This is a genomic window from Vibrio sp. M260121 (assembly GCF_036533715.1).
GTDB lineage: Bacteria > Pseudomonadota > Gammaproteobacteria > Enterobacterales > Vibrionaceae > Vibrio.
Window position 1 is genome coordinate 35,093 of the sequence record NZ_JATABF010000010.1, and the last position, 22,237, is coordinate 57,329.

General features: G+C 43.3%; 23 protein-coding genes. 4 read left to right on the top strand and 19 right to left on the bottom strand.

The features are described from left to right. Positions 1 to 70 precede the first annotated feature (70 nt). Together QTO06_RS08055 and QTO06_RS08060 are read right to left on the bottom strand one after the other, a co-directional pair. Entirely contained in the window at positions 71 to 1,456 is a 1,386-nt protein-coding gene (locus QTO06_RS08055; RefSeq protein ID WP_331407383.1) for a class I SAM-dependent methyltransferase, read from the bottom strand. A 132-nt stretch (positions 1,457 to 1,588) separates the two neighbouring features. Continuing rightward, a complete protein-coding gene (locus QTO06_RS08060; protein WP_331407384.1) occupies positions 1,589 to 1,954 on the bottom strand; it encodes a regulator in 366 nt (121 codons plus the stop codon). Positions 1,955 to 2,192: 238 nt separating this feature from the next. Between QTO06_RS08060 and QTO06_RS08065 the strand changes: the two genes are divergently transcribed. Beyond that, positions 2,193 to 2,615, top strand: a complete 423-nt coding sequence (locus QTO06_RS08065; RefSeq protein ID WP_331407385.1) for a phage protein — start codon at positions 2,193 to 2,195, stop codon at positions 2,613 to 2,615. Positions 2,616 to 2,624: 9 nt separating this feature from the next. Here QTO06_RS08065 and QTO06_RS08070 read toward each other — a convergent pair whose 3' ends face one another. Then, the gene (locus QTO06_RS08070; RefSeq protein WP_331407386.1) at positions 2,625 to 3,044 is read right to left on the bottom strand and encodes a hypothetical protein; all 420 of its coding nucleotides are present in this window, start codon (positions 3,042 to 3,044) and stop codon (positions 2,625 to 2,627) included. Further along, positions 3,029 to 3,628, bottom strand: coding sequence for a TIR domain-containing protein (locus QTO06_RS08075; protein ID WP_331407387.1), 600 nt, complete (start codon positions 3,626 to 3,628; stop codon positions 3,029 to 3,031). The genes QTO06_RS08070 and QTO06_RS08075 overlap by 16 nt, the downstream gene beginning before the upstream one ends. A 185-nt stretch (positions 3,629 to 3,813) precedes the next feature. On the opposite strand from QTO06_RS08075, the gene QTO06_RS08080 reads away from it, so the two are divergent. Then, on the top strand, positions 3,814 to 4,548 hold the full coding sequence (locus QTO06_RS08080) for a hypothetical protein (RefSeq protein WP_331407388.1): 735 nt from the start codon (positions 3,814 to 3,816) through the stop codon (positions 4,546 to 4,548). A 1,020-nt stretch (positions 4,549 to 5,568) separates the two neighbouring features. On the opposite strand, the gene QTO06_RS08085 is transcribed toward QTO06_RS08080, so the two are convergent. The 9 genes from QTO06_RS08085 to QTO06_RS08125 all read right to left on the bottom strand — a co-directional run bounded on the left by QTO06_RS08085 (position 5,569) and on the right by QTO06_RS08125 (position 14,197). Continuing rightward, entirely contained in the window at positions 5,569 to 5,724 is a 156-nt protein-coding gene (locus tag QTO06_RS08085; protein ID WP_005427041.1) for a YoaH family protein, read from the bottom strand. A 42-nt stretch (positions 5,725 to 5,766) separates the two neighbouring features. Next, positions 5,767 to 6,888, bottom strand: coding sequence for a conjugal transfer protein TraF (locus QTO06_RS08090; RefSeq protein ID WP_331407389.1), 1,122 nt, complete (start codon positions 6,886 to 6,888; stop codon positions 5,767 to 5,769). 59 nt (positions 6,889 to 6,947) lie between these two features. After that, entirely contained in the window at positions 6,948 to 7,829 is an 882-nt protein-coding gene (locus tag QTO06_RS08095; protein WP_331407390.1) for a DUF2861 family protein, read from the bottom strand. 8 nt (positions 7,830 to 7,837) lie between these two features. Beyond that, on the bottom strand, positions 7,838 to 8,500 hold the full coding sequence (gene vxrB, locus QTO06_RS08100; RefSeq protein ID WP_005427102.1) for a response regulator transcription factor VxrB: 663 nt from the start codon (positions 8,498 to 8,500) through the stop codon (positions 7,838 to 7,840). Next, positions 8,475 to 9,896, bottom strand: a complete 1,422-nt coding sequence (vxrA, locus tag QTO06_RS08105) for a sensor histidine kinase VxrA (protein WP_301335920.1) — start codon at positions 9,894 to 9,896, stop codon at positions 8,475 to 8,477. Before vxrA ends, vxrB begins: the two co-directional genes overlap by 26 nt. A 188-nt stretch (positions 9,897 to 10,084) precedes the next feature. Then, positions 10,085 to 11,479, bottom strand: coding sequence for a Re/Si-specific NAD(P)(+) transhydrogenase subunit beta (gene pntB, locus QTO06_RS08110; protein WP_005435174.1), 1,395 nt, complete (start codon positions 11,477 to 11,479; stop codon positions 10,085 to 10,087). 12 nt (positions 11,480 to 11,491) lie between these two features. Continuing rightward, entirely contained in the window at positions 11,492 to 13,048 is a 1,557-nt protein-coding gene (locus QTO06_RS08115; RefSeq protein WP_331407391.1) for a Re/Si-specific NAD(P)(+) transhydrogenase subunit alpha, read from the bottom strand. Between the two features lie 436 nt (positions 13,049 to 13,484). After that, entirely contained in the window at positions 13,485 to 13,766 is a 282-nt protein-coding gene (locus QTO06_RS08120) for an HlyU family transcriptional regulator (RefSeq protein WP_331407392.1), read from the bottom strand. A 62-nt stretch (positions 13,767 to 13,828) separates the two neighbouring features. Continuing rightward, entirely contained in the window at positions 13,829 to 14,197 is a 369-nt protein-coding gene (locus QTO06_RS08125) for a late competence development ComFB family protein (protein ID WP_009705391.1), read from the bottom strand. A 255-nt stretch (positions 14,198 to 14,452) separates the two neighbouring features. On the opposite strand from QTO06_RS08125, the gene QTO06_RS08130 reads away from it, so the two are divergent. Next, positions 14,453 to 15,697, top strand: a complete 1,245-nt coding sequence (locus QTO06_RS08130) for a GGDEF domain-containing protein (RefSeq protein WP_331407393.1) — start codon at positions 14,453 to 14,455, stop codon at positions 15,695 to 15,697. A gap of 25 nt (positions 15,698 to 15,722) precedes the next feature. Here QTO06_RS08130 and QTO06_RS08135 read toward each other — a convergent pair whose 3' ends face one another. From QTO06_RS08135 to QTO06_RS08145, 3 genes are all read right to left on the bottom strand, one after another. After that, entirely contained in the window at positions 15,723 to 16,697 is a 975-nt protein-coding gene (locus QTO06_RS08135) for a Solitary outer membrane autotransporter beta-barrel domain (protein ID WP_331407394.1), read from the bottom strand. Between the two features lie 278 nt (positions 16,698 to 16,975). Then, entirely contained in the window at positions 16,976 to 17,947 is a 972-nt protein-coding gene (locus QTO06_RS08140) for a Solitary outer membrane autotransporter beta-barrel domain (RefSeq protein ID WP_331407395.1), read from the bottom strand. A gap of 14 nt (positions 17,948 to 17,961) precedes the next feature. After that, the gene (locus tag QTO06_RS08145; RefSeq protein WP_331407396.1) at positions 17,962 to 18,921 is read right to left on the bottom strand and encodes a diguanylate cyclase; all 960 of its coding nucleotides are present in this window, start codon (positions 18,919 to 18,921) and stop codon (positions 17,962 to 17,964) included. Between the two features lie 245 nt (positions 18,922 to 19,166). On the opposite strand from QTO06_RS08145, the gene QTO06_RS08150 reads away from it, so the two are divergent. After that, complete coding sequence (locus tag QTO06_RS08150) at positions 19,167 to 19,604, top strand: DUF3069 domain-containing protein (protein WP_045367757.1); 438 nt, start codon at positions 19,167 to 19,169, stop codon at positions 19,602 to 19,604. A 67-nt stretch (positions 19,605 to 19,671) separates the two neighbouring features. On the opposite strand, the gene modC is transcribed toward QTO06_RS08150, so the two are convergent. From modC to modA, 3 genes are read right to left on the bottom strand one after another with little or no spacing between them, the layout of a single operon-like run. Next, positions 19,672 to 20,778 (bottom strand): molybdenum ABC transporter ATP-binding protein ModC, encoded by a 1,107-nt coding sequence (gene modC / locus QTO06_RS08155; RefSeq protein ID WP_331407397.1) that lies wholly within the window; start codon positions 20,776 to 20,778, stop codon positions 19,672 to 19,674. Further along, a complete protein-coding gene (gene modB / locus QTO06_RS08160) occupies positions 20,775 to 21,464 on the bottom strand; it encodes a molybdate ABC transporter permease subunit (protein WP_331407398.1) in 690 nt (229 codons plus the stop codon). The genes modC and modB overlap by 4 nt, the downstream gene beginning before the upstream one ends. 12 nt (positions 21,465 to 21,476) lie before the next feature. Beyond that, a complete protein-coding gene (gene modA, locus QTO06_RS08165) occupies positions 21,477 to 22,229 on the bottom strand; it encodes a molybdate ABC transporter substrate-binding protein (protein WP_005435200.1) in 753 nt (250 codons plus the stop codon). Between the last annotated feature and the right edge of the window lie 8 nt (positions 22,230 to 22,237).

Consider the following 22,237-nt stretch of genomic DNA (forward strand, 5'->3'; position numbering starts at 1 on the left):
TATGAATTTATTTTATCTCAATTCATTAAACTCTAGTAAATCATAGGCTTTTAGAATATGAGGTGAAAAACTAAGAAATTCTCTTCCAAATATAAGATTCAAAAGCCTCTTTAGATGGATCATCATTCTTATGGGCTTTCCATGATTCTAACAATTGTAATCCCAAGTTCTGTTTTTCTATTATGTCGGATATTTCATCATATGTGTGGAAGTAGAACTCTCTTTTATCTGCCTTTATATAGTTATCCGTTGTTTTAAAAGAAGCGAATAGCACGCCATTTATTGTTAATGCTCTAACTAGCCGTCTCAGAGAGTCGGCCAATTCAGTTTTATTTAAATGTAACAAGGAAGCATTAGCCCATACACCATCGAACTCTTCATAATAGTCGACATCTAAAAATGACATCTGTTTACAAAATGAAAATGGATAACTATTAGTAATCTTGCACATGTTTTCTGAAATATCGAAAGATTGGACCTTATATCCCTTTGAAAGGAAGTATCTTGTGTCACGACCAACACCACAACCGGCATCTAATATACGCCCACTTGGCTTAACATATTCTCTATATCTTTTATATGTGGCAGACATATCTATATGGTTAGTCTGCAAATAATAAGCGTCGGCGTTTTCATTGTAGAAAGCTGTAGTTGGGCTAACCTTATTCATAAATCGACTCCACATTGATTTTTGGCTAAGTTGAGAAAGTTCTTGAATTTTATGTTGGATCCGATTTATTTCGTTATCAATTGCGCCATCTGTTTCCAAAGGAAATACGATTTCATCAAGTTCGTCCGGTGCACCGATTAACTTTCCTGTAGCAGCAACCTCCATAACGCGAAAATGAGCACACAATTTGCCGAGTAATGTCGACAATGCAGGAGACTCTATCGCCCAGCCATTTTGCTCAATAAACTCAACGTTTTTCTTCGAAATCTCTACTATGTGGTTTAGTATTTCTCGGTCGTGCTCAGGCAAATCTTTAGGGGAGTGTGACCTTAAATAGGTTAAGGTACGGAACCTTTCCCCAAAAGTCTCCAAGTGCTCTTCTTTCAAGTCCAAAGCAAATACTTCGTATAGTCTCTTGGACTCCTCTCTCAGTTCTTTCAACGGACCATAAAGAGTCTTTAAGCTGTCTTCTAACTTCGACTTTTCGAGTTTGCGGTTTTCCTCTCTTCGATCAGAGAGATATTTATATGCAACGAAAGCTAAGGATAAAATCGCCGTAACAGCAGTTACGTCACTGGCCTTAAAATTTGCAAAGCTTAAACCGTCATTGGTTTTCTTGTTAGGAACCTCAATAACAACCTTAATCTCAGGGTTTTGAGGAGTGTGGTTTTGTGCTTCAAGTATAAAAGTGCATTCTTTTGTAATTTCTTGGATTGTAGCCATTTCGCAGAACAGAGGCCCCTCTGATTCAACAGCAACAATGTTCGGATCGTTATTTTCTGTCATATGGTTTATAGCTCGGAACTTTGACAAGAATGGTACCACAAATGGTGATTGAAAGGCCTAATAGACTTGGCATTAATGACATGCACAGTATTGCAAACAGCTAGTAATAAGGCTCCAATCGGAGCCTTTTTATTACACCATATTCTTCAGCACTCTCGCATACTTCAGTATTCGGTGAGCGACTTCACTATCATTTGAAGCGCCTAACTCTAACAATGCTACACCAATTAACACTTGTTGAGCCGTAACCCGCTGGCCAGTCGGAAGTTCTAAGCGATCATGCCTCATTACGAAGTTTTCCCACTCATCGCAGATGCTCAGTTCCCTGCCCTTGTTCATGCGCATCAGCCGTCTACACTCTGGCGGAATGGCTTTTCCCTTATCCCACTGTTTGACCGTCCTCACACTTTTTAAACAAAGTTCAGCTGCTTCCTCAACGCTTAAACCACATTCAAATTCACGAAAAATATAGTTTTTTGTCATTTCGTGATACTTCATTGAACTGTCCCTCAAAAGCGGGACATTTTATAAATAAGCGATATGCAACTGCATTAAACATAAGGGCCCATAATGCGCACTTAGATTGTTGGAGCAATTTAGTAATGTCCGGCTTGAGCCACTTTAAAATGTCCTCCTAAGATTAACAGCATTCTTTGCTTTTAAGACTTTAACCGTTGCTCATTACCTTTAGTGAAAAAGACAATTATCGCGTCACTGTTCTAAGACTAGCGTTGTCATGTTTCACGAATCATTCCGCACACTCTTTTGGCGTGAGCTTAAATCCACCAAGCAAGGTGCAGAATATTTTCACGTGCCCAAACCGACGATTACCCGTTGGCTTGATGGCACGGTTCCAATCAATCCCATGGCAGAAAAACTCATGTTGATTAAGTCGCTTGGTTACTTGCCTAACGATTTACGTTGGTCTGGCTTTCGTGTTTGTGAGAAACGCGCCATCATCATCACGCCGTCTGGTCGTGAGTTCAGCCCGAAAGAATTGGAAAGTTTTGTGTTCTGGCGTGACGAACATCGTCAGCTTGTTGAGAAATTTGGGCACATAGACCAACCAAAGACCTACCCAGCAAAAGAAAACGTTTTACCTTTTCGTGGCGGCCATCGAATGAAAGCCGCCAAATGGATACCTAGCAAGACAAAATAGCTAATGTGTCTATGTAAGAATACAGAACATGGCGAACAAATTTACTAGGATAATCAACCCATAAAATGGAAGTAATGTCTTTGATAGTATTACGCTTGCGTACCCTTCAACCGAGTCCTTGACTACGCTGGTATTTAACGTGAATTTTGAGCTGTCGATTATCTCCTCAGCAACCTGCTCGTATAATTTTCGATAGAGCTTTTCTTGGTGTAAGAAGAATGCATCTAGTAACCAAAAAACAACGGTTGGTATGTATGCGATCAGAGCGAACTGTTCGTTAGCATCCTTAGCTGCTAACGCAAAAAGAGCAGCTACCAAAGTTATACTCCATCCTTTTAATAAGAAAGAGTTTTGCCCCATTCGATTAATCACACCTTGGATAAAACCAAGGTGTGCAATCTTTATTTCTATTTTTAGATTCGTTTCCATGTTATTTGGTTTCTTTGAACTTCAAGCCAAGCGTCAAAACTTAAGTATAAGTCTTTGTCCTTATGAATCCAAAGTCTTGGTCTACCAGCGTTATCATCTTGTTTAAGGCAGTATGGATATAAGCCTAGGTATTCTTGTCCTTCAAACTCATTACTCCAAGAGTAAGTCGCGATAGGCGCGATGGCTACTTTTTCTTTGATTCCATCAAAATACCCACATTCCCAAGGCATCCACTTTGATGTAGTGGCGTTCTCTGTAGTGACGTATAACAGAGATTTCGATGCACTCATACGTTTTCTTAATAACTCGGCTGTATCAGCATCAACGTTAGAGCGATCTAGCTGAGGGTCATCAACCCAATCAACATAAACGCTATAACCTAAATCTTCCAGCGTCGCTTTGACACCAAGAATCAACTCTGCATCTTTTGAGCTATGCGAAAGGAAGATATCGTATCTTGCATATTGACTGAATGACTCAAATGATTCGTTTAGTATTTGGCGGCTTGTTTTATATATGTTTGTTGATTTGTTTCTTTCTGTTTGTGCTCTCGCACGTATTTCACTTTCTCGAAAAAGAGCCATTTTATTACATCCTTAATGGTTACAACTTTAAATCTGATATTAAAGTAGTTTCATTTCAACTCCCACTGTTCTATGCGATACGGCGTCAAAAAAAAACTATCGCAACAATCAAAAATCTATCTATCTTGTGTGTTGTAAAATATCATTCTTGAGTAGTAACATTTGGTATTTTGTGGTGGAAATGCATGTCGGAAAATAAAGAAAAAACAAGGTCGTACAAAGATAACTCTATGACTGCTACGGTCGGAAGAAATCTCGTAATCGCGTCTCTGGTTCTCTTCCTTCAAACTGAAGGTTTGCTCAAATTAGACAAATTGCCTTTTATTGGAGCGAGCATTCAAGGGGATAGAGATACTATATCATCATTGCTTTTGTTAATGAGTGTCTACTTTTGTTATAAGTTTTACGTATATAGAAAGAGTGAAGATAACTTTTCTCGCGTTACCGAGCTCACCGAAACGTTAAGACAGTCTTATTTCAACAGGATAGGCAAGAATATTCAGAATAAAGCAAGGTCTGCTATCTTTGCGAACAAAGATTCAATCGGCCGTGTTGATTTGACCCCTCTACTTGACTTAGCAAAAAGAAACGAGTGGACAAGGTATGAGTTAGCTTACGTCAAATTCAAGCATTGTCATTTCAGTTCAATTAGTGATTTAGATGCTCAATTGCAATACCGCAATGCAGAGGAAATCACTACAAATGTGACATTTGAAATGAGTGTCGTGTACCAGAGTAAAAATGGCTTTAAATCAAGTACTACATCCAGTTATCTGCAATATGTTATGACATACAAAGAGCTTTTGAGAGTCATCAGAATAATGCGCGTAATTAGTTCGTTGCAGTTACCTGATTTCCTTGAGGCAAACTTTCCATATTTAATTTTCGCGCTAAGTATCGTATATCACTTACTTTCATAAGAAAAAGCCGAACCCCATCGCTAAGGTTCGGCTTTTTTGTAGGCTTCTTGATTTTGGTGGACGTCGATGAAAACGAATTGGAAGCCTGTCGAGGTCAGTCGACCTGCCAAATGTATTGGTTCACTGCCCGCTGTGTAAATCGTCATTAGTATGGGTCTGAACTCGCTCGAAAGGTTTAAGCGTTTTGCAGATCCTCATTACACAATGATTAGACCCACCATACATAACTCAACCCTACTTACACTCTTCTATTTTCTTTCGAGAACTTACCACTGAGCTTCTGCATTGAAGCAAAATTAGGTCGTGAAACCAAACCTCCCTTCGCAGATCACTATTAGTGGTGCAAGCGTGTTGCACTCCATTTCTTTTGTTACGCCCTACGTTACGATGTAACACGTAAGTAAAACTGCTCTCTAAAGTGCTATGGCTCGCTATGTAGCCCAGTGATCATTTTCTCTCACATAACGGTTCTAACTGGACGTCCAACCAATCTCAATTCGTACGATTTAGGCCTTTAGATTTTCTGTTTTCCTCGAGTATTTCTGATTCGATGGAGTTTAATCCGCAAGTACTTACTGCCATCAAAAGTCCCTATACAACTAACATAAATTATTATCACTCAAAGTGACGGTGTCTCTTTTAGATTTTTACAGGATATTCCACTACTCAGAAATGCCTTTTAATTTGACTTTGTAATTTAATTACAACTTCAGGTGGTGAGTGAGTGTGCGTTAGTTCTTTGTATTGAGTTAAGTTGCTGTATTTAAACAAGTTAACGCTTGAGGTGAATTTTTGCAGGGTTTTCGACTACTTGGAAAAGGTGACAGTTAATTGCAATTAGTAAAATTTTACCAATGCATTATGGCAGTGTTTTCCACTCTACCTTTGGTCTATGACTGTGACGCGGTAACTAAATATTTTGTCAGATGAACGTGGCGGAAAGGTGGTGAGTTGTTTGTTTTCGAGGGCTATACAACGGGCGTAAAAAAGCAGGGTCTGTGCCCTGCTCTTTGTAATTTCTTAGTCTTGTTTCTTTGCGGCGTATTCTGCTCGAATTTGCTCTGCAACGATCTTAATCGCTTCTGCGGTACTAGTGCCCTTTTGCATTAGTTCTTGAATACGTTCTACAGCTTGTTGCTGTTCTTGATGGGACAGAGGTGGTAAATCGTCAAACATAAAATAGCTCCTCAATGTGAGGAGCTGACTATAACGATTCGCTTAATAGGTCGCAAGAAAATTAATTGAAGCGCCCATTGCATCTGCGTTGGTGTATCGGGCAGCAATGTCTATTTCAATTAAGTTAAGTGGCGATAAGCCAAGACCGGCAGTGATCGTCCCCTCGTCATCTGAACGAGCTAGGTTTGTCATATAACCGCCACGAAGTGCAAGCTGGCGAAGTACGTCAATCTCAAAACCGGCACGTAGCATTTGTGTGTTGTCATCAAATGTAGAGAACTTCTTCTCTTCGTTTAAATCGTAATCGACACTAAAGCTAAAGTAATCCGCTACGTAACCCGCACCAACGGTGTAAACTGGTCGCATGCTGTACTCATAGGATTGGATCGTGTCGCCGTTGTATGTGAATGATTTGGTTTTCACGTCGCGGCCAATCAAGTTCTTGGCAGAGATACCCAAGCGATATGGTCCAAAGAACCAAAGTGCGCCAGCATCTAAGTTGAACATGGTTTCTGCGGTTTCATTTTCACGCAGGTCTTTAGTGTCAAATGCGGCAAAGCTGGTCGCGTATGAATAGGTGTAGATGCGTTGTAGTTTTGGTGTGATACCAAATGACAGGTGCTGGTTCATGAAGTTGGTGTACTTCGCCAGTGAGATACCCGCTTCCGCTACGCCAATAGATACACCGCGCACGTAACTGTCATTTAACGGGTCGCCGCTTGCAGTATCGATGGTCGGCTCTACGAAAGATTCAGTATACAGTTTGCCGTATGCGGTCGCAGATAAGAACTTGTTTGGGATACCAACTGCAACAACGCCACCTAAATCGAAGTCCATCTTCTGCCCATTAATGGCGTTCAATGAATTGACGATATCTGTAGGGTCAGTAAGTTTACCAATGCGCTCAATCTCATCGATTAAGCCATCTTGGTCGTTATAGTTGATACCAAAGCTCGGTACGATCATACCTGCGTCGTCATTACGGCGGTAAATGGCGGTAAGCGCTGGGTTAAAGAATGGTGCGGTTAGGTAAGAGGCAGATACGGTGCCCACGCCACCCATTGCATCACTGCGGGCTTCAATTGCGTAAGTGGCAGCAGAAGCAGCGCCTGAGAATAGCGCTGCAGTCATCGTGGTGGCTAAAATTTTGTATTGTGTCTTCATACTACACTTGTGTTTTCGTTCTTCCTGAACTTATATCGGCACAAGTGTAATTTCTTTAGCTATTCTTCGAGAGAAACATCATAAGTTCGGCTAATAGTTTGAGCTTGCTCCACAATTATGTCCCCTTGCCAACGGCGACTGTTAATGCTGACAGCTAAAACGTAGCGATCGTTTGGAATACCGTCGAGTTCGAGTGCATTTGGGTAGTTCGATTCGTAGGTCTTTTTCCACACTTGATCGTATTGGCCTTCGATGTAGTCGTATAAGCCTACTTCCAATTGCGGTAAAGGACAGTGCGGGTTACGAAGTGCGCTCTTTTCTACTTTCCAATTCTCTTTTGATGTCCAACGAACGTATTGCGATGAGTTTGAATTCCCCAAAATCACCCAAGTGCGATATGTACGCTTGTCTTTTGTGGTAATAGAGAGATGGTACAACCCCGCGTCTAACTTACCGGTTAAGTTATAGCGTTTAAGGAAGTTGCGTTCGTTAGCCAGTTCGGTTCCCTCTTGCGGCTCTTCATAATTGAAGGAGCTATCAGCAGAGATTGAGCTATCAACCCAACGACGAAATGAGATGTCTTCGATATCGGTTGTCGCGCGCAGCTTAACCACGAGTCGATAGGTATCTCGCCCTGGGCTTTGAATGGTTTGGCGGATAACGTTAATACCGCTGATCCAATCTGGAAGCGTAACGCCTGTGAGAGACTTACCACAGTCTTTTGATAATGATTGAGCGAGCAAGTCATTAAGATGCGGTCTGGTTTCTTTGTTGGGTTCGCTTTGCCAAAGTTCAACAAGGGAGTTGAACATGCCACCAAGGTCATCTTCTAGCAGATGTTGGTGTGCTTGAGTTAAAGGCGTATTGGACTGAAACCAGTCCGTTGCATGGACTGGTTTCACTAACAGTAATGATAGAACTACAGGAAGTAGTGTTTTCATTCTTGCGATTACGCTTTCATCTTGTAGCCAACGCCACGAAGCGTTTCGATTTCAAGACCTGGCAGTTTTTGACGAAGCTGCAGGACGTGTGTGTCTACTGTACGAGTTGTAGGGAAATGGTTGTAACCCCAAACGTGGTCTAGTAGTTCATCACGCGTAAACACGCGGCCAAGGTTTGATGCCAAGAACAACAGCAGATCAAACTCAGTACGAGTCAGTGTGATCATTTCGCCTTTGAATACAACTTCGCGTGTCGCGCGGTCGATTTCTAGGTCTTTGGTCATCACTTTGTCAGCGTTGCCCTGCTCTGCTGCATCTGGTGCACGAAGTTGTGCACGAATACGAGCAAATAGCTCGGCTTCAGCAAAAGGTTTAGTTAAGTAGTCGTTCGCGCCAGAATCTAGACCAGCAACTTTATCTTTAACAGTAACAAGTGCAGTAAGCAGAATTACTGGAACATCTTTAATTTTTTTCCATTCAGGAAGAGATTGTACTGAATCGCCATCTGGAAGTTGGCGGTCCAGAATGACTAAGTCAGCCTTTTTCCATTGTGGCTCAACGTCTGAAATACGCTCCACATGTAAACACTCATATCCTGCTTGTTCCAGGCTTACTAACAGGCCGTCAGCCAAGTTTTTATCGTCCTCAACGAGAAGCAGTGTCTGTTTCACAAGGTATCTCCAATATAAAGGTTGTAGGTGGTCCCATTAGGGACATTTTTCCGCCCATGCGGCCTACCATTGATTCAACTATTGTTAATCCAAGCCCTAGTCCGCTCTTACTTACGAACGGTTTTCTTAGGTTTGCCCAATCTTTTGCAGTCAAGCTGCCGGCATCTATGACTTGGATAATGATCTTATCTGCACTGGTTTCTACACGTAGTTCTACCGGTGCTTCACCATACTTCAGTGCGTTTCGTAGCAAGTTGTCGATACAGGTCCCAAGCCAGTACACGTTAACTTTAGCAGCTACATCTTCGTTTATTTTGAATAGTACAGCGTTATCAAATTCTTCTTCAATCTTATATTCTAGCCATTCTGCAACCGATGGAACCCAGTCTGTTGCAAGCATTTGGTTATCAGATTGCAAATAATCTTTACTTGCCTCCGCTAACTGGCGTAATCGGCGCGTATCTTCGCACAATCGGCGAAATTCGTCGTAAACACTTTCAGGAAGATGTTCAAACTCGCGACGGAATCCCTCAACGGTTAAAGACAACGATGCAATTGGCGTTCTGAGCTCGTGCGTTAGAATCTGCAGTACCAGCATACGGCTGCGCATTTCTTCACGCTTGCTGTTCCAACGATACACTGCCCAGCCTATTACCAGCAAGATGTTGGCAATCACAAGGATGATCATACTGATCCGCAACACTTGTGAGTGATCTTCTACATCCCAGCAGATATTGCCGCGTTTTACGAAACAGCTTCGGCTTTCTGATGCTAATCCGTAAGACAGACCCGCGTTTGCAACGTTTTCCTGCCATACGTTTTTGGCGAATACAAAATAATGGTCGCCACGGCGTAGCCACAGCTCTTTGCCTTCAATAAACATGCTCGCGCCGGCGATGAGTGCGTTGATCGCGTCATCATCCATATTTTGCAGACTTGCGAGTAGTTCGTCCCCTTCATCGTTAGTTCGCTCTTTGATATGCATGTATTGAGCAAGTTTAGGACGAAGCTCTGGATACTTTTCTGCATAACGCGCTGCATAGGTTCCCCCTCCTGGGTGGATCAAACCGCTACGCGAGAACCAACGCGGTGTCAGTTGCGTCCCCTTACATATGGCACGCGTAAAGACTAAAGGTTCAGTAATTAAAGGGCTTAACGGTAATTTTCCGCGACACGTGTTGGCTAAACGGTACAACTGCTGAATATCTTTCAGCGGGTAGTCTGCCGTTTGCGGCAACATTGAGTCCGGCGAGAGCAATTTGGTTGGGTAGTTAGATTGCAGTATGCGTATATCATACGATTTAAGGGCTACTTCGTAATTAAATAGCTCTGTAAACGTATCTATTCGTTCTGGTAATGAATCTGCAAATGCGGGTGCCGAGAAAATTGGCAGCATTAAAGCAGAACGGAGCAAAAACTGTTTAATCAAACTGTTACCGTTACTTGTTATATTAGCCAGAACTATACATCAATAAACAAGCGAATGACATTAGGCGGCTCAAGGATTTGCAGTACTATAACATTGAAAGCGCACAAAAAAAGGCCCGCGAATGCTGGCCTTGATTAGTTTTAAAGCAAATTATATTAAAGTGCTTTGAAAATTGCCTCGACGCTTTCTTTCGCATCGCCGAACAGCATTGAGGTGTTTTCTTTAAAGAACAGTGGGTTCTGAACACCTGCGTAACCCGTATTCATTGAACGCTTGAATACGACTACGTTTTGCGCGTTCCAAACTTCTAGTACAGGCATGCCTGCAATTGGGCTGTTTGGATCTTCAAGAGCTGCTGGGTTAACCGTGTCGTTTGCACCGATTACAAGAACGGTATCTGTTTCTGGGAAGTCATCGTTGATTTCGTCCATTTCTAGCACGATATCGTAAGGCACTTTTGCTTCCGCTAGCAGCACGTTCATGTGACCAGGTAGACGGCCCGCTACTGGGTGAATACCGAAGCGAACTTCAATACCTTGCGCGCGTAGCTTCTCAGTAATCTCATGCACTGGGTATTGCGCTTGAGCTACTGCCATACCGTATCCCGGAGTGATGATCACTGATTTCGAGTTCTTCAGCATTTCTGCTACTTCTTCTGCTGAAGTTTCGCGATGCTCGCCCTGCTCTTCGTCACTTGAAATCACAACTTCTTGACCGAAGCCGCCAGCGATAACGCTGATGAACGAGCGGTTCATTGCTTTACACATGATGTAAGAAAGGATCGCACCAGAAGAACCTACCAATGCACCTGTCACGATCAATAGGTCGTTTGCAAGCATGAAACCTGCTGCCGCTGCTGCCCAACCTGAGTATGAGTTCAGCATTGAAACCACAACCGGCATATCTGCACCACCGATAGATGCTACCAAGTGGTAACCGAATGCAAAAGCAATCAGCGTCATTACGATCAATGCGAACATGCTGCCGTCTGCTTTTACGAAGTAAATCATAAGAAGCGTAGAAACGACGATCGCAGCAAGGTTCATTTTGTGTTTGTGAGGCAAGTTAAGTGGCGAAGAAGAGATAGTGCCACGTAGCTTACCAAACGCTACGACTGAACCTGTGAAGGTTACCGCGCCGATGAACACGCCAAGGAATACTTCCACTAGGTGAATCACATGCTCAGCGTGCATACCAGCAAGGTCAGTTGAAACTGGCGCTGGTGGCTCTAGGTAGCTGTTGTAACCTACCAATACTGCTGCCATACCTACAAAGCTGTGTAGGATAGCAACCAGTTCCGGCATTTGAGTCATTTCTACTTTTTTCGCGTAGTGGATACCGATGCTACCACCGATGACCATCGCGATGATGACCCAAACGAATCCTTCCGCATTTGGGCTGAAGATCGTCGCAATAAGCGCAATCGCCATACCCGCAATACCGTAGTAGTTACCGTTTCTTGCCGATTCTTGTTTAGAAAGTCCCGCGAGACTTAAGATGAAAAATAGCGCAGCAATGATATATGCCGCTTGTACTAATCCTGCAGACATTGGTCACTCCTATTATTTATCTTTGCGGAACATTTCAAGCATACGTTTGGTTACGGTAAAGCCACCAAAGATGTTTATGCTCGCAATGAGTACAGCAATGAATGATAGGAAGGTAACGACACCATTACCCTGACCAATTTGCAGCAGTGCACCTACTACGATGATGCCTGAAATCGCGTTGGTTACAGACATAAGTGGAGTGTGCAGTGCATGCGTTACGTTCCAAACTACGTAGTAACCTACTACACACGCCAGTACGAATACGGTGAAATGAGATAGGAATGCAGCTGGAGCAACAGAGGCAACCCAAGCAAAAGCACCTAAACCAACAGCTAAAGCACCGAATTTCTTCACTGGTGACGTTGGTTCTTCAACTTTTGGTTGTGGTTTAACGGGTTCTTGCGGTTTGGCTTGTGGCTGTGCTGAAACCTGAATCGGTGGCGCAGGCCATGTAATTTCGCCTTCTTTTACTACTGTTACGCCACGAAGTACCACGTCTTCGAAGTCGATATTGATGTTGCCATCTTTCTCTTTGCAAAGCAGTTTCAGAAGGTTTACAAGGTTGGTTGCGTAAAGCTGAGAAGATTGTGTTGGCAGTCGACCTACCATATCGGTATAACCAACGATTTTCACGCCGTTAGCCGTGGTGATTACTTGATCTTTTACCGTGTATTCACAGTTACCACCGTTTGCGGCAGCAAGGTCAACGATCACGCTACCCGCTTTCATGCTATCCACCATTTCTTTGGTGATAAGCGTTGGCGCAGGTTTACCAGGAATCAGTGCCGTTGTGATGATGATATCAACGTCTTTCGCTTGCTCAGCGTATAGCTCTGCCGCTTTTTTGTTGAATTCATCCGACATTTCTTTCGCGTAGCCGTCACCTGAACCAGAGTCTTCTTTAAAGTCTACCGTTAGGAACTCTGCGCCCATCGATTCAACTTGCTCTTTTACTTCAGGACGAACGTCAAAAGAACGAACGATAGCACCGAGGCTACCTGCAGCGCCGATAGCAGCAAGACCTGCTACACCTGCACCTGCAACCAATACTTTGGCAGGCGGTACTTTACCAGCAGCGGTGATTTGACCTGTGAAGAATCGACCGAATTCATGAGCGGCTTCAACCACTGCGCGGTAACCGGCAATGTTCGCCATAGAAGAGAGTGCGTCTAATGCTTGAGCTCGAGAAATACGAGGAACCGCGTCCATTGCGAGAACGTTGATGTTCTTGCTAGAGAGTTGTTCCATTAACTCTGCATTTTGAGCAGGCCAGATGAAGCTAACCAATGTTGCGCCATCTTGCAGTAATGCGATTTCGTCGATGCCTTTTTCTTCATCTACGAGTGGCGCATTGACTTTAAGGATTAAGCCAGATGTCCATACTTCTTCACTAGATACAATTTTCGCCCCAGCAGCTTCATAAGCGGCATCATCGAAACTGGCTAGCACCCCCGCTTGTGATTCGATTGCGACATCGAACCCCAACTTAATTAACTGCTCAACCGACTTTGGTGATGCAGCTACTCGCGATTCACCCGCGAGTATTTCTCTAGGTACACCGATTTGCAAAACGCATACTCCTTGTATACATATCAATAAATTAGTCCCAAAACAGAGCGTCGCTCTACTCTAATTCTTTTTTATTTCTATCTGTTTACTACGCAAGATAAATACAAACGAATGATGGTGTTTGGGGTCACCCATTTGCACAGTCACTTCTTGACTAACAGTCCTGTTATTATTCTGTTTTTATCTAACGTCAATCGTGACTTCAAGTGTTTTGTAATAAAAATACTAAATTTCATTACATATAACGCCACGTAATGAATGATTCTCCACTTCACGCTGAAAAATAACAACGATTTGCATCACTAAGCAGAGGTCTAACCAGACGCCCGCTAACTGTTTGTTTTACAGATATTTAAGCCTAAAAAAGAAAGAGAGCCATCAGCATATACACTAATGGCTCTCTTTAAGATGATTCGAATCAAGTTGCAGTGATTTCTTAATCGAAGATCTTTTCACCCATTTGGTCGATAAACATCTGCGATTTTTTTAGCATCAGTTCGTTGGCGTCTTGCTCTGAACCTAGCAAATCTGAACGGATAAAACGGTGTGATTTCACTTCTCCGTTGAAATCTTTTTCGATGCGCCCTGCGATGCGGTATTGGCCACCTTCTGAAAGGCTTTCTTGGTAAATTAAGTAGCCCTTGTATTCTACTGGTTCAACGGTTTTTACTTCGGCAGCTTTGTCACTGCCACCAAACAAGCGCGAAAAGAATCCCACGGTTCCTCCTTGGGCATGCCCACTTTCTTACAGGTAGTTTCCTATACAGTAGTGAGCATTAGTTACTTTATGTTGACGTTGAGGATCGGTTTCTCGAACCAATCCAGTTCTTTGTCTTCATCATAACTGGTATGCGACAAAATTACAGGCACATCATTGTTACGATTTTTGCGTCTGTCTTCCCGAATCATCACTGCTGCGTTCTCAACCGCCACATCGACACTTTGTTTGAATTGAGCCAGTTTACGCTCTGGAAGTGCAGACAAAAAATCGATGTCATGACGAATGTACACTGGCTTTAGTTGAATGAGCGCTAAACATGCAATATCCGCCAATTGTTCATTGTCAAACTGCTCCACGTACTGCTCTGAGGCAAGCACCTGCCCAACCAGTGTTTCCATGTAATTGTGTACGTCTGAACTGATCTGCATCGATTTTTCTCCTTTGTTCAACACTTTGAAAGTATAGCAGTCCGGACTAACGTGCAACTCGTTGATTGCTCTTAATTTAATCAACCTCTCTCTTTTTGTAAGCGTTCGCTGTAAAACACTTGGAAAATTCCCAAATACACGTATTCTTGTTAGTTTTGAAAGTTACAGAATTTATACTGTTTGCACACGGTATTAATTGAATGCTTAATGTAACTCACTAGATATATTCAACTATTTTCAGGTAATTTGCAGTAGATGGTTTCATCTTTAATGACCTCCCCAGGCTTTCGATTCCTATTCCCAATCTTGTTGTTGGGCGTAGTCAGTTTGGGTATGGATAACATCATTCAGATGACGCAATCTAACTGGGGAATTGCTGCGAATTTGCCGTACATTTTGCTCGGTTGTGCGTTGTTGATGTGCTATTCGTTTAAGCAGGGTCGCGAGTCCATGGTTTGTATCGCCATGCTTTTTGCCTACTTTGTGATTCAACATCGCCTTCAAGTTCCTCTCCAAACGGGAACTGCACTGTTAGAGCTCACGATACTAGCGAGCTTGTTACCCGTTTCATTTCTTGCGGTGTTCATCTTCAATAAAGAAGGTTTTGATTCAAGAGCGACGTTGACTTACGTGTTCATGCTGATCATGTTCGTATTTTGGTCCTACGTGACTTTGACGTATTACGTCGAAGGTGGATTTGACGAATGGACTAACGGTATTCTGTTCATCGTGCCGACTCTCTCTAAGTTACCACTCGTCTTGGTGTTGTATTGCATTGGCATCGTGTGTTTTCTGGGCATCTTGGTCTTAAAGAAAAACAAGATCATTCATGCCATGACCTACTCTGCGATGGTGCTAGCATCAGCAACGTTTATCTTCTTTGACGTTCAGTATATTTCGAGCACGATGTTTACGCTGACAGGTCTTTTGATCATCATCTACTCAACTTCGGCTAGTCATCAATTGGCTTTTACCGATAGTTTGACGTTGATTCCAAGCCGCCGCGCGCTGGATCTTGAGCTCAAACACATGGGACGTAAATTTACTATTGCGATGCTAGACGTTGACCACTTTAAAAAGTTCAACGATACCTATGGTCATGACACAGGCGATGACGTGTTAAAGATGGTTGCATCACGCCTAATGAAGACACAAGGTGGCGCGAAAGTTTACCGTTTTGGTGGCGAAGAGTTCACCATTGTGTTCAAAGGTAAATATACGGAAGACTGTGAAGCGCATTTGGAAGAAGTTCGTGAATTGATAGCGCAATATGAAATGATTCTTCGTGACCAAGACACCCGCCCTGACGACAACAAGCAAGGTCGTAAAAAACGCGGTAGTGCAGATTCTAAGAAGAAAACGGTGTCAGTTACGGCAAGCTTTGGTGTGGCAGACAGTCGCAGTGCACGAAACCCTGCAGATGTCATTAAGCTTGCGGATGAAGCTTTGTATAAAGCCAAAAAAGCAGGCAGAAACTGCGTTAGGTTCTGCCACGCTTAATCCGTCTTACATCAATGTACGGACATTATGCTTGGTTGAAGAAAAGCACCAAGCTTCCCCCCTTGAATGCACTACCATAGTTCAGGCTCATCCCCACACCTATGTTAACGACAAACGGAATTTTGACTGGAGGAGTCATCAGCCAGCCCATACTTGCTTCGTAGTAGTGGTCAGTGTTTAACGGTTTTTTCGTGTCTCCACCAATGTCTACACGATTAAAACTGGTATAAAACGATTGAACCATATTTTGCCAAATAGCCAATCGATGGAAGATTTTCACGCCATTGACCCAGTACCAACCTTCGGGATTAATAGCATCATCTCCCTTCCCTAGATTGATACCAAAACCATTGAAATAGTGCGGTGAGGACCAAAAGTACCACTGTCCAAAATGGCCATAAGGACTGTATTTGATAGTCGCGTTAAGTTCACCAACCATAGCAACAGAGCTCGTGTTGACATAAACGCCATCAATCTGGTCTCTATAGTCTTCTAATGTATCACTCCGGTACGCATAATTATTTTGGTAATACATAACGTGTGTGCCTGCCGCTGCGCTTAACGTTACATTTCGGTTGAGGTACGCTTCCTGTTCGACTTCCAAGTATCCACCAAAAGTCAACTCATCCATTTCGTCGGGTGTAGTCGACTCAAATGCTGATACTTTTTGTTGAGCTGACAGTAAATACCCCCTTCCATTTACTTTAGTTTGATAAGGTGAATAACGATAATGGTTAACAGGAACACTGAATGGCAAAGACATCACAGAGACTTTTTTTCGTAAATCGAGGGATTCATTGTCACCCAACGATTCATCATCAAGGTTAAGGAACTCATTAGGGTCGAAGTTTGAGAATCCAAACGTGAAAACGTCGCTGTCAGAAAGCACAATGCTGGATGCAAAGTTATAATCGAACTCTTTTTGAAGTTGTTTTTGAACCGTGCCGGAATAAGAAGAAGTAGAGGCGAAAACCATCGCCAGACAAGCCAACTTACGCATAACTCTTATGTGTTTGTTATCGCCGTTCCATGACTTGGGTTATGTGCTTATGTTCCTATTAAGCAAAATGGGGCGCGATTTTGGCTTGGAGAAGAAATAAATGCAAATGTTTTCTTTATGCTCAGGAGCGGTTGTGTTTTCAAGCGTTTTTTTGCTGGATTTTATTAAGCAGTATTTATTTACAATGCTAGGCGACACATTCCTTGCCTCGGTTAAAATGATTTTGACTAGGCTTTCCTCATCCGAGCAAAAATTAAACCGCGAGAGATACACTGACTCTACTCTTGGTTAAAGAACAACACTAAACTGCCGCCTTTTAGCGCGCTGCCATAGTTAATGGTCAGCCCGAGCCCAACGTTATCGATCCAATCGGATTTAAATGGTGGTGTCATCAACCAACCTACACTTGCTTCATAATAATGCGAAGTGTTCATCGGTTCGCTCGTGTCCCCACCTACATCAACTCGGTTAAAACTGGTATAAACGGACTGGACGGTTCGGCCTACCTTGGTAAAGTCATAGAATAGCTTTACACCGTTGACCCAATACCAGCCTTCTGGGTTGCCGACATCCCCGTTATTGCCTTCTCCCCATCCTTTGCCGTAGAAGTAATGTGGAGACGACCAAACATACCATTTCCCCCAATGCTCGTTTTCTAAATACTTCAGTTCGGCGTTCACTTCGCCAACAATAGCCCACGCATCTGTATTCAGAAATACGCCATCTAAAAAGGGCCTCAAGTCATTGATAGCATCACTTCGGTATTGGTACTCGTTGCGATAATACATAAGGTGAGCACCTGCGGCGGTACTCAACGTGAGATGTTCTGTCAGTTTGTTTTGGCGTTCGAGTTCGGTATAAGAGCCTAGAATAAGCTCTTTGTTTCGATCAGGGGTTTTGTCTTCATTTATATTAACGTCTTGATCGATTCCCAGTGCGTACAAGCGCCCTTTTACATTGTATTTTGTTGGGGATTGCTCGTCGTCAGTGAGGGAGAGATGATAAGGAAGTGTGGAAATAGCAACTTGTTTCCTTAAGTCAACGGAGTCTTGCGTTCCTATGTCTTCGTTGTCTATGTCGAGATATTTGTTAGGGTCAAAGTCGTGAAAGCCAAGGGTGAACACATCACTGTCTGATAGGACGATACCGATGGCAAAGTTACGCTCAAACTCTTTCTGCAAACTTTGTTGAACAGGATTAGCGTGAGCTGCCATTGAAATGAGTGACATTGTCACCAAAGCATATTTCATCTTATTCTTTTGATTTAACTAGCATTTACCACCGTGTACGTGTTTCTTCCAAGCGATTTGGACGTATATAGCGCCCTATCTGCTGTCGCGTACAATTCGGCGACATTATCCTTACCTGTAGGTTGAAATGCAAATACTCCTTGTGACACTGTCACTCTGTTCGCAACACTTGAATACGCATGAGGATAATCTAGGAAGTACATTGCTTCTTGGACACGTTCAGCTTCTTTTTCGGCGGTCTGCGCATCTGTACTATTAAGCAAGATGACAAACTCTTCCCCTCCATAACGCCCCACATATTCACCCGAACGACAGAAGGTTGCTTTTAACTGATTTGCGATGGCTTGCAGACAGCGATCCCCCTCTATGTGGCCGTAGTTGTCGTTAAACGGCTTAAAGAAGTCGACATCAAGAAGAATTAACGCCATCGGCATGTGGTGACGACCGTGCCATGCAATCATGGTTTCAAGCTTCTGATCAATATAGCGACGGTTGTAGAGTTTAGTTAAGCCATCTTCATTTGCCTGTTGTTGCAAACGTGAATTCATCTCTTCGAGTTGCGCGGTGGCTTGCTTTAATTCACGACGCATGTGTGCAATTCGCTGCATTGCCATTAACTTAGAGTTGAGAACCAGCTTATCTACAGGCTTAATCAAATAGTCATCACCCCCTGCCTCGATTGCTTTCGCGATCATTTCTGGCTCTTCATGACTGCTTAAGAAGATGATTGGGATCCAGTCTGGAAAGGTTTCTCTGATATGAAGTGAGACTTCGAAGCCATTCATGTCTGGCATCGCAATATCCAGCAGCACGAGTTCAGGGTCGAAACTCTCATAGGTATTGAGTGCTTCCAACCCGCTGCCAACGGCTTTAACAATGTGACCTTGTTGTTTTAATCGGATTGCCAACTGCATTCGGTCTAGCTGAACGTCATCAACTAAGAGAATGCGCATCGATGTCCCTGTCGGTTGCATAGCGCGTTCCATTCTTTTTATCAGTCTTTATTAAACATATATCATACACACGAGGTTGTTGCATTACGCGACAAATTTCGTGCTATATTTTTTTGTTGAACGGTCACGTAATCAAATAGTTCTTATGGTAGCTATTTGATGCATTTGGTATTAATATTCCCGCCTTTTGTAGCAAGAGCCACTCGAATCTCGTTACAACATGCACTATAAATAATGTGCGCTTTTATGTACTAACAGGACTCACCATGTCAGAAGCAACTAACAACGAAAGCAAAAAAATCGATCTAGAAACTATTTCTCCAGAACTACGTAAAGTTATCGAATTTGACGAAGTTCCTGAGCAAATGTTTGAGATGGTTACCTCTATCCATGAAGTGTCTGAAGAAGCTGTTCGTGAATCTTGGAATGAAATGCCAGCAAGTGCACAAAACATTCTGGACAACTTCGAGCAATTCCACGCTCTAGTATCTGTAGGCCAAGCTTTTGCTGGTCTAAACGTAATGGAAGAATTTCCGACTCTTAACCTGCCAGAAAACATGACAGATGAAGATAAAGAAGACTACCGTGCTCAACTGCTAGACAATGTTCTACACAACTGTGTAAAAGACATGGTTAAGCAACTTAAGAAAGCACGTCGTGACCCTCTTCTTAAGCGTGAATTCAAAGAAGTTTTCGCGAAGTAATTTCGACACTTTCTTTAATAATAAAGGCCGCACCCTGCGGCCTTTTGTGTATCTAAGGTTTAGAAACTTAATGGTGCGCCAAAGCAATATCGCGTTGCGTGACACTCACACCTTTAACTTGCGCATAAACCTTATCACCAACTTTTAAGTTCAAGTCATCCAATGCCCACGGTGTTATCGTCGCCCATAAGTGGCACTCTTCATCTAACTTAAGTGAAACGGTGATACTTTGCTTGTCGTCGCCCGTAGTCAGCTCTTCTATAGATGCAACGGTCGCTGGTAGCACGTTACGAATCGACGTAGACACTGGCTTTTCTAACGCGATAGAAACATCGTTTGCACGCACTTGAAGCCGGATTGGCGTATCTGGCTCGCCATCGACTTTTTGCACCCACAGACAAGCGCTTGGTGCGAGCTTCACACACGTCAACGCGTATTTCTCGTGATGAGTCGCGATCTTTCCTTCAAACAAGCTACTGTGGTCCGAGAATGACTGCCAAGGGCGCATGGCATGAGAAGCCCACACCTCTTCTAATTTACCTGACGTCATGATTCTGCCTTTATCAAGAATCGACAGGTGCTGTGCCAGGCGAAGGATCTCTTGCAAGCTATGGGTAACGTAGACGATTGGAATGTTGACCTGCTCAGACAACTCCTCCAAAAATGGCATCACTTCGCGCTTACGTGGCATATCTAATGATGCCAATGGTTCATCCATCAGTAGCAGATTAGGTTTTGAGAGCAAGGCTCGAGCGATGGCGACACGTTGCTTCTCACCACCGGATAAAGAGATTGGGAAGCGCTTCAATAGTGGCTTAATAGCGAGTAGCTCTGTCACTTTATCGAAATAATCATCATCTTTTTCGACTACGCCGTAGAGTAAGTTGCCTTTGACGGAGTAATGCGGGAACAAGCGCGAGTCTTGAAATACATAGCCGATTTTGCGTTTGTGCGTGGGTAAATTAATACCCGCATTACTATCGAAAAGGACATGATCACCAATTGAGACTTTACCTTCTTTTGGCGTGACCAATCCGCTGATAACGTTGATTAACGTGGTCTTTCCGGCACCAGAACGGCCAAATAGCGCGCTTATTCCGTTACCCGGTAACAACAAGTCAATATCAAAATTAGTTTCACCAAGTGATTGTTTAAATTGAATTTCTATACTCATCGCTTAGCTCCAAGACGCGCTGCAGCTTTGCGATTTAACCACTCTGAAATCATTAACGTCGACAGAGCCAAGATAATAGAAATGATGCATAAGCGTGCGGCTTCCATCTCTGCTCCGGGGGTTTCTATGAAGTTGTACATCGCTAAAGGAATGGTTTGGGTCTCGCCGGGAATGTTAGAAACAAAGCTGATCGTTGCTCCAAATTCGCCCAAGCTGCGAGCGAAAGAAAGCATAGTGCCAGTGATAATGCCTGGGATCGTTAAAGGCAACGTGATGGTAAGGAATACCTTTAAAGGTGATGCGCCTAACGTTGAAGCGGCGTGTTCTAGTTTAGGATCAACATTATCTAAGCTAAGGCGAACGGAACGCACCATCAAAGGCAGCGCAACAACGATACAAGCGATAACCGCCCCCTTCCAGTTGAAGCTGAACACCAAACCAAAGTGTTCATAAAGCCAACTGCCAAGAACCCCCTGTCGGCCTAATGAGATCAGCAATAGATAACCAATCACCACTGGCGGCAATACCAATGGTAAATGGATTAGACTATCGAGAATGGATTTGCCGATAAACTCTTTTCGTGAAAGCAACCAAGCAAGAGCGACGCCCAATGGAATAAGCCAAACGACGGCATACGCGCCAACTTTTAGGCTTAACATTAAGGCTTGGTATTCAAGTTCTGTCACTCTGTGCCCTTTTTATTGAAAACCGTACTGCGCAAACACTTGTTTGGCATCGTCAGATTTCAAATATTCGAAGAATTGTTCTGATTGTGTCGAGTCTTTAACGATAGCCGCTGGATAGACGATATCAGCGTGGGTGTTATTGGCAAATTCACCGACCACTTTTACTTTATCTGTTAAAAGCGCATCCGTTTTGTAAACCACACCAAGTGGCGCTTCACCGCGTTCAACTAATGCTAAGGCGAGTCGAACGTTTTTCGCTGGCGCTACTTGTCGCTCAAGTTGTTTCCAAACACCAAGGTTAGTAAGAGATTCTCGCGCATACATGCCCGCAGGAACCGAGACTGGGTTACCAAGTGCAAGGCGATTGCCCTCTAGAGCTTGGCTCCATGCATTGGCGTCTGAAAAGTTAAATGAAGCGACGGTTGAAGCTTTAGGAGCAATAAGAACCAGACTATTACGAACTAGTTCGGTGACATTGTCACTCTTCACCGCTTTTGATTTTACCAAGTAGTTCATCCACTTAGTGTTTGCAGAGATAAACACATCAGCTGGTGCGCCGTTTAGAATTTGGCGAGCAATGGATGAAGACCCGCCGTATACTGGTGTGACTTTTACGTCGTATTGTTGTTCAAATTTTTGCGCGATATCGTCAATCGCATTGGTCATTGACGAAGCCGCATAGACTTTTAAATCGGTCGTTGCGTTTGCTGCTGATGAAACGCTCAGTATTGCCGCTAGGCAAGCATGAATCTTCCATGCTTTCATAAAAACAC

Bases quoted from the DNA above. Each gene is read 5' to 3' on its own strand.
- QTO06_RS08080 (WP_331407388.1), top strand. From the start codon at position 3,814: ATGTCGGAAAATAAAGAAAAAACAAGGTCGTACAAAGATAACTCTATG.
- QTO06_RS08090 (WP_331407389.1), bottom strand. From the start codon at position 6,888: ATGAAGACACAATACAAAATTTTAGCCACCACGATGACTGCAGCGCTA.
- QTO06_RS08140 (WP_331407395.1), bottom strand. From the start codon at position 17,947: ATGAAATATGCTTTGGTGACAATGTCACTCATTTCAATGGCAGCTCAC.
- QTO06_RS08150 (WP_045367757.1), top strand. From the start codon at position 19,167: ATGTCAGAAGCAACTAACAACGAAAGCAAAAAAATCGATCTAGAAACT.
- QTO06_RS08065 (WP_331407385.1), top strand. From the start codon at position 2,193: ATGTTTCACGAATCATTCCGCACACTCTTTTGGCGTGAGCTTAAATCC.
- pntB (WP_005435174.1), bottom strand. From the start codon at position 11,479: ATGTCTGCAGGATTAGTACAAGCGGCATATATCATTGCTGCGCTATTT.
- QTO06_RS08125 (WP_009705391.1), bottom strand. From the start codon at position 14,197: ATGCAGATCAGTTCAGACGTACACAATTACATGGAAACACTGGTTGGG.
- modA (WP_005435200.1), bottom strand. From the start codon at position 22,229: ATGAAAGCATGGAAGATTCATGCTTGCCTAGCGGCAATACTGAGCGTT.
- QTO06_RS08070 (WP_331407386.1), bottom strand. From the start codon at position 3,044: ATGGAAACGAATCTAAAAATAGAAATAAAGATTGCACACCTTGGTTTT.
- QTO06_RS08135 (WP_331407394.1), bottom strand. From the start codon at position 16,697: ATGCGTAAGTTGGCTTGTCTGGCGATGGTTTTCGCCTCTACTTCTTCT.
- QTO06_RS08060 (WP_331407384.1), bottom strand. From the start codon at position 1,954: ATGAAGTATCACGAAATGACAAAAAACTATATTTTTCGTGAATTTGAA.
- QTO06_RS08075 (WP_331407387.1), bottom strand. From the start codon at position 3,628: ATGGCTCTTTTTCGAGAAAGTGAAATACGTGCGAGAGCACAAACAGAA.
- modC (WP_331407397.1), bottom strand. From the start codon at position 20,778: ATGAGTATAGAAATTCAATTTAAACAATCACTTGGTGAAACTAATTTT.
- QTO06_RS08145 (WP_331407396.1), bottom strand. From the start codon at position 18,921: ATGCAACCGACAGGGACATCGATGCGCATTCTCTTAGTTGATGACGTT.
- QTO06_RS08085 (WP_005427041.1), bottom strand. From the start codon at position 5,724: ATGTTTGACGATTTACCACCTCTGTCCCATCAAGAACAGCAACAAGCT.
- vxrA (WP_301335920.1), bottom strand. From the start codon at position 9,896: ATGCTGCCAATTTTCTCGGCACCCGCATTTGCAGATTCATTACCAGAA.
- QTO06_RS08055 (WP_331407383.1), bottom strand. From the start codon at position 1,456: ATGACAGAAAATAACGATCCGAACATTGTTGCTGTTGAATCAGAGGGG.
- QTO06_RS08095 (WP_331407390.1), bottom strand. From the start codon at position 7,829: ATGAAAACACTACTTCCTGTAGTTCTATCATTACTGTTAGTGAAACCA.
- QTO06_RS08130 (WP_331407393.1), top strand. From the start codon at position 14,453: ATGGTTTCATCTTTAATGACCTCCCCAGGCTTTCGATTCCTATTCCCA.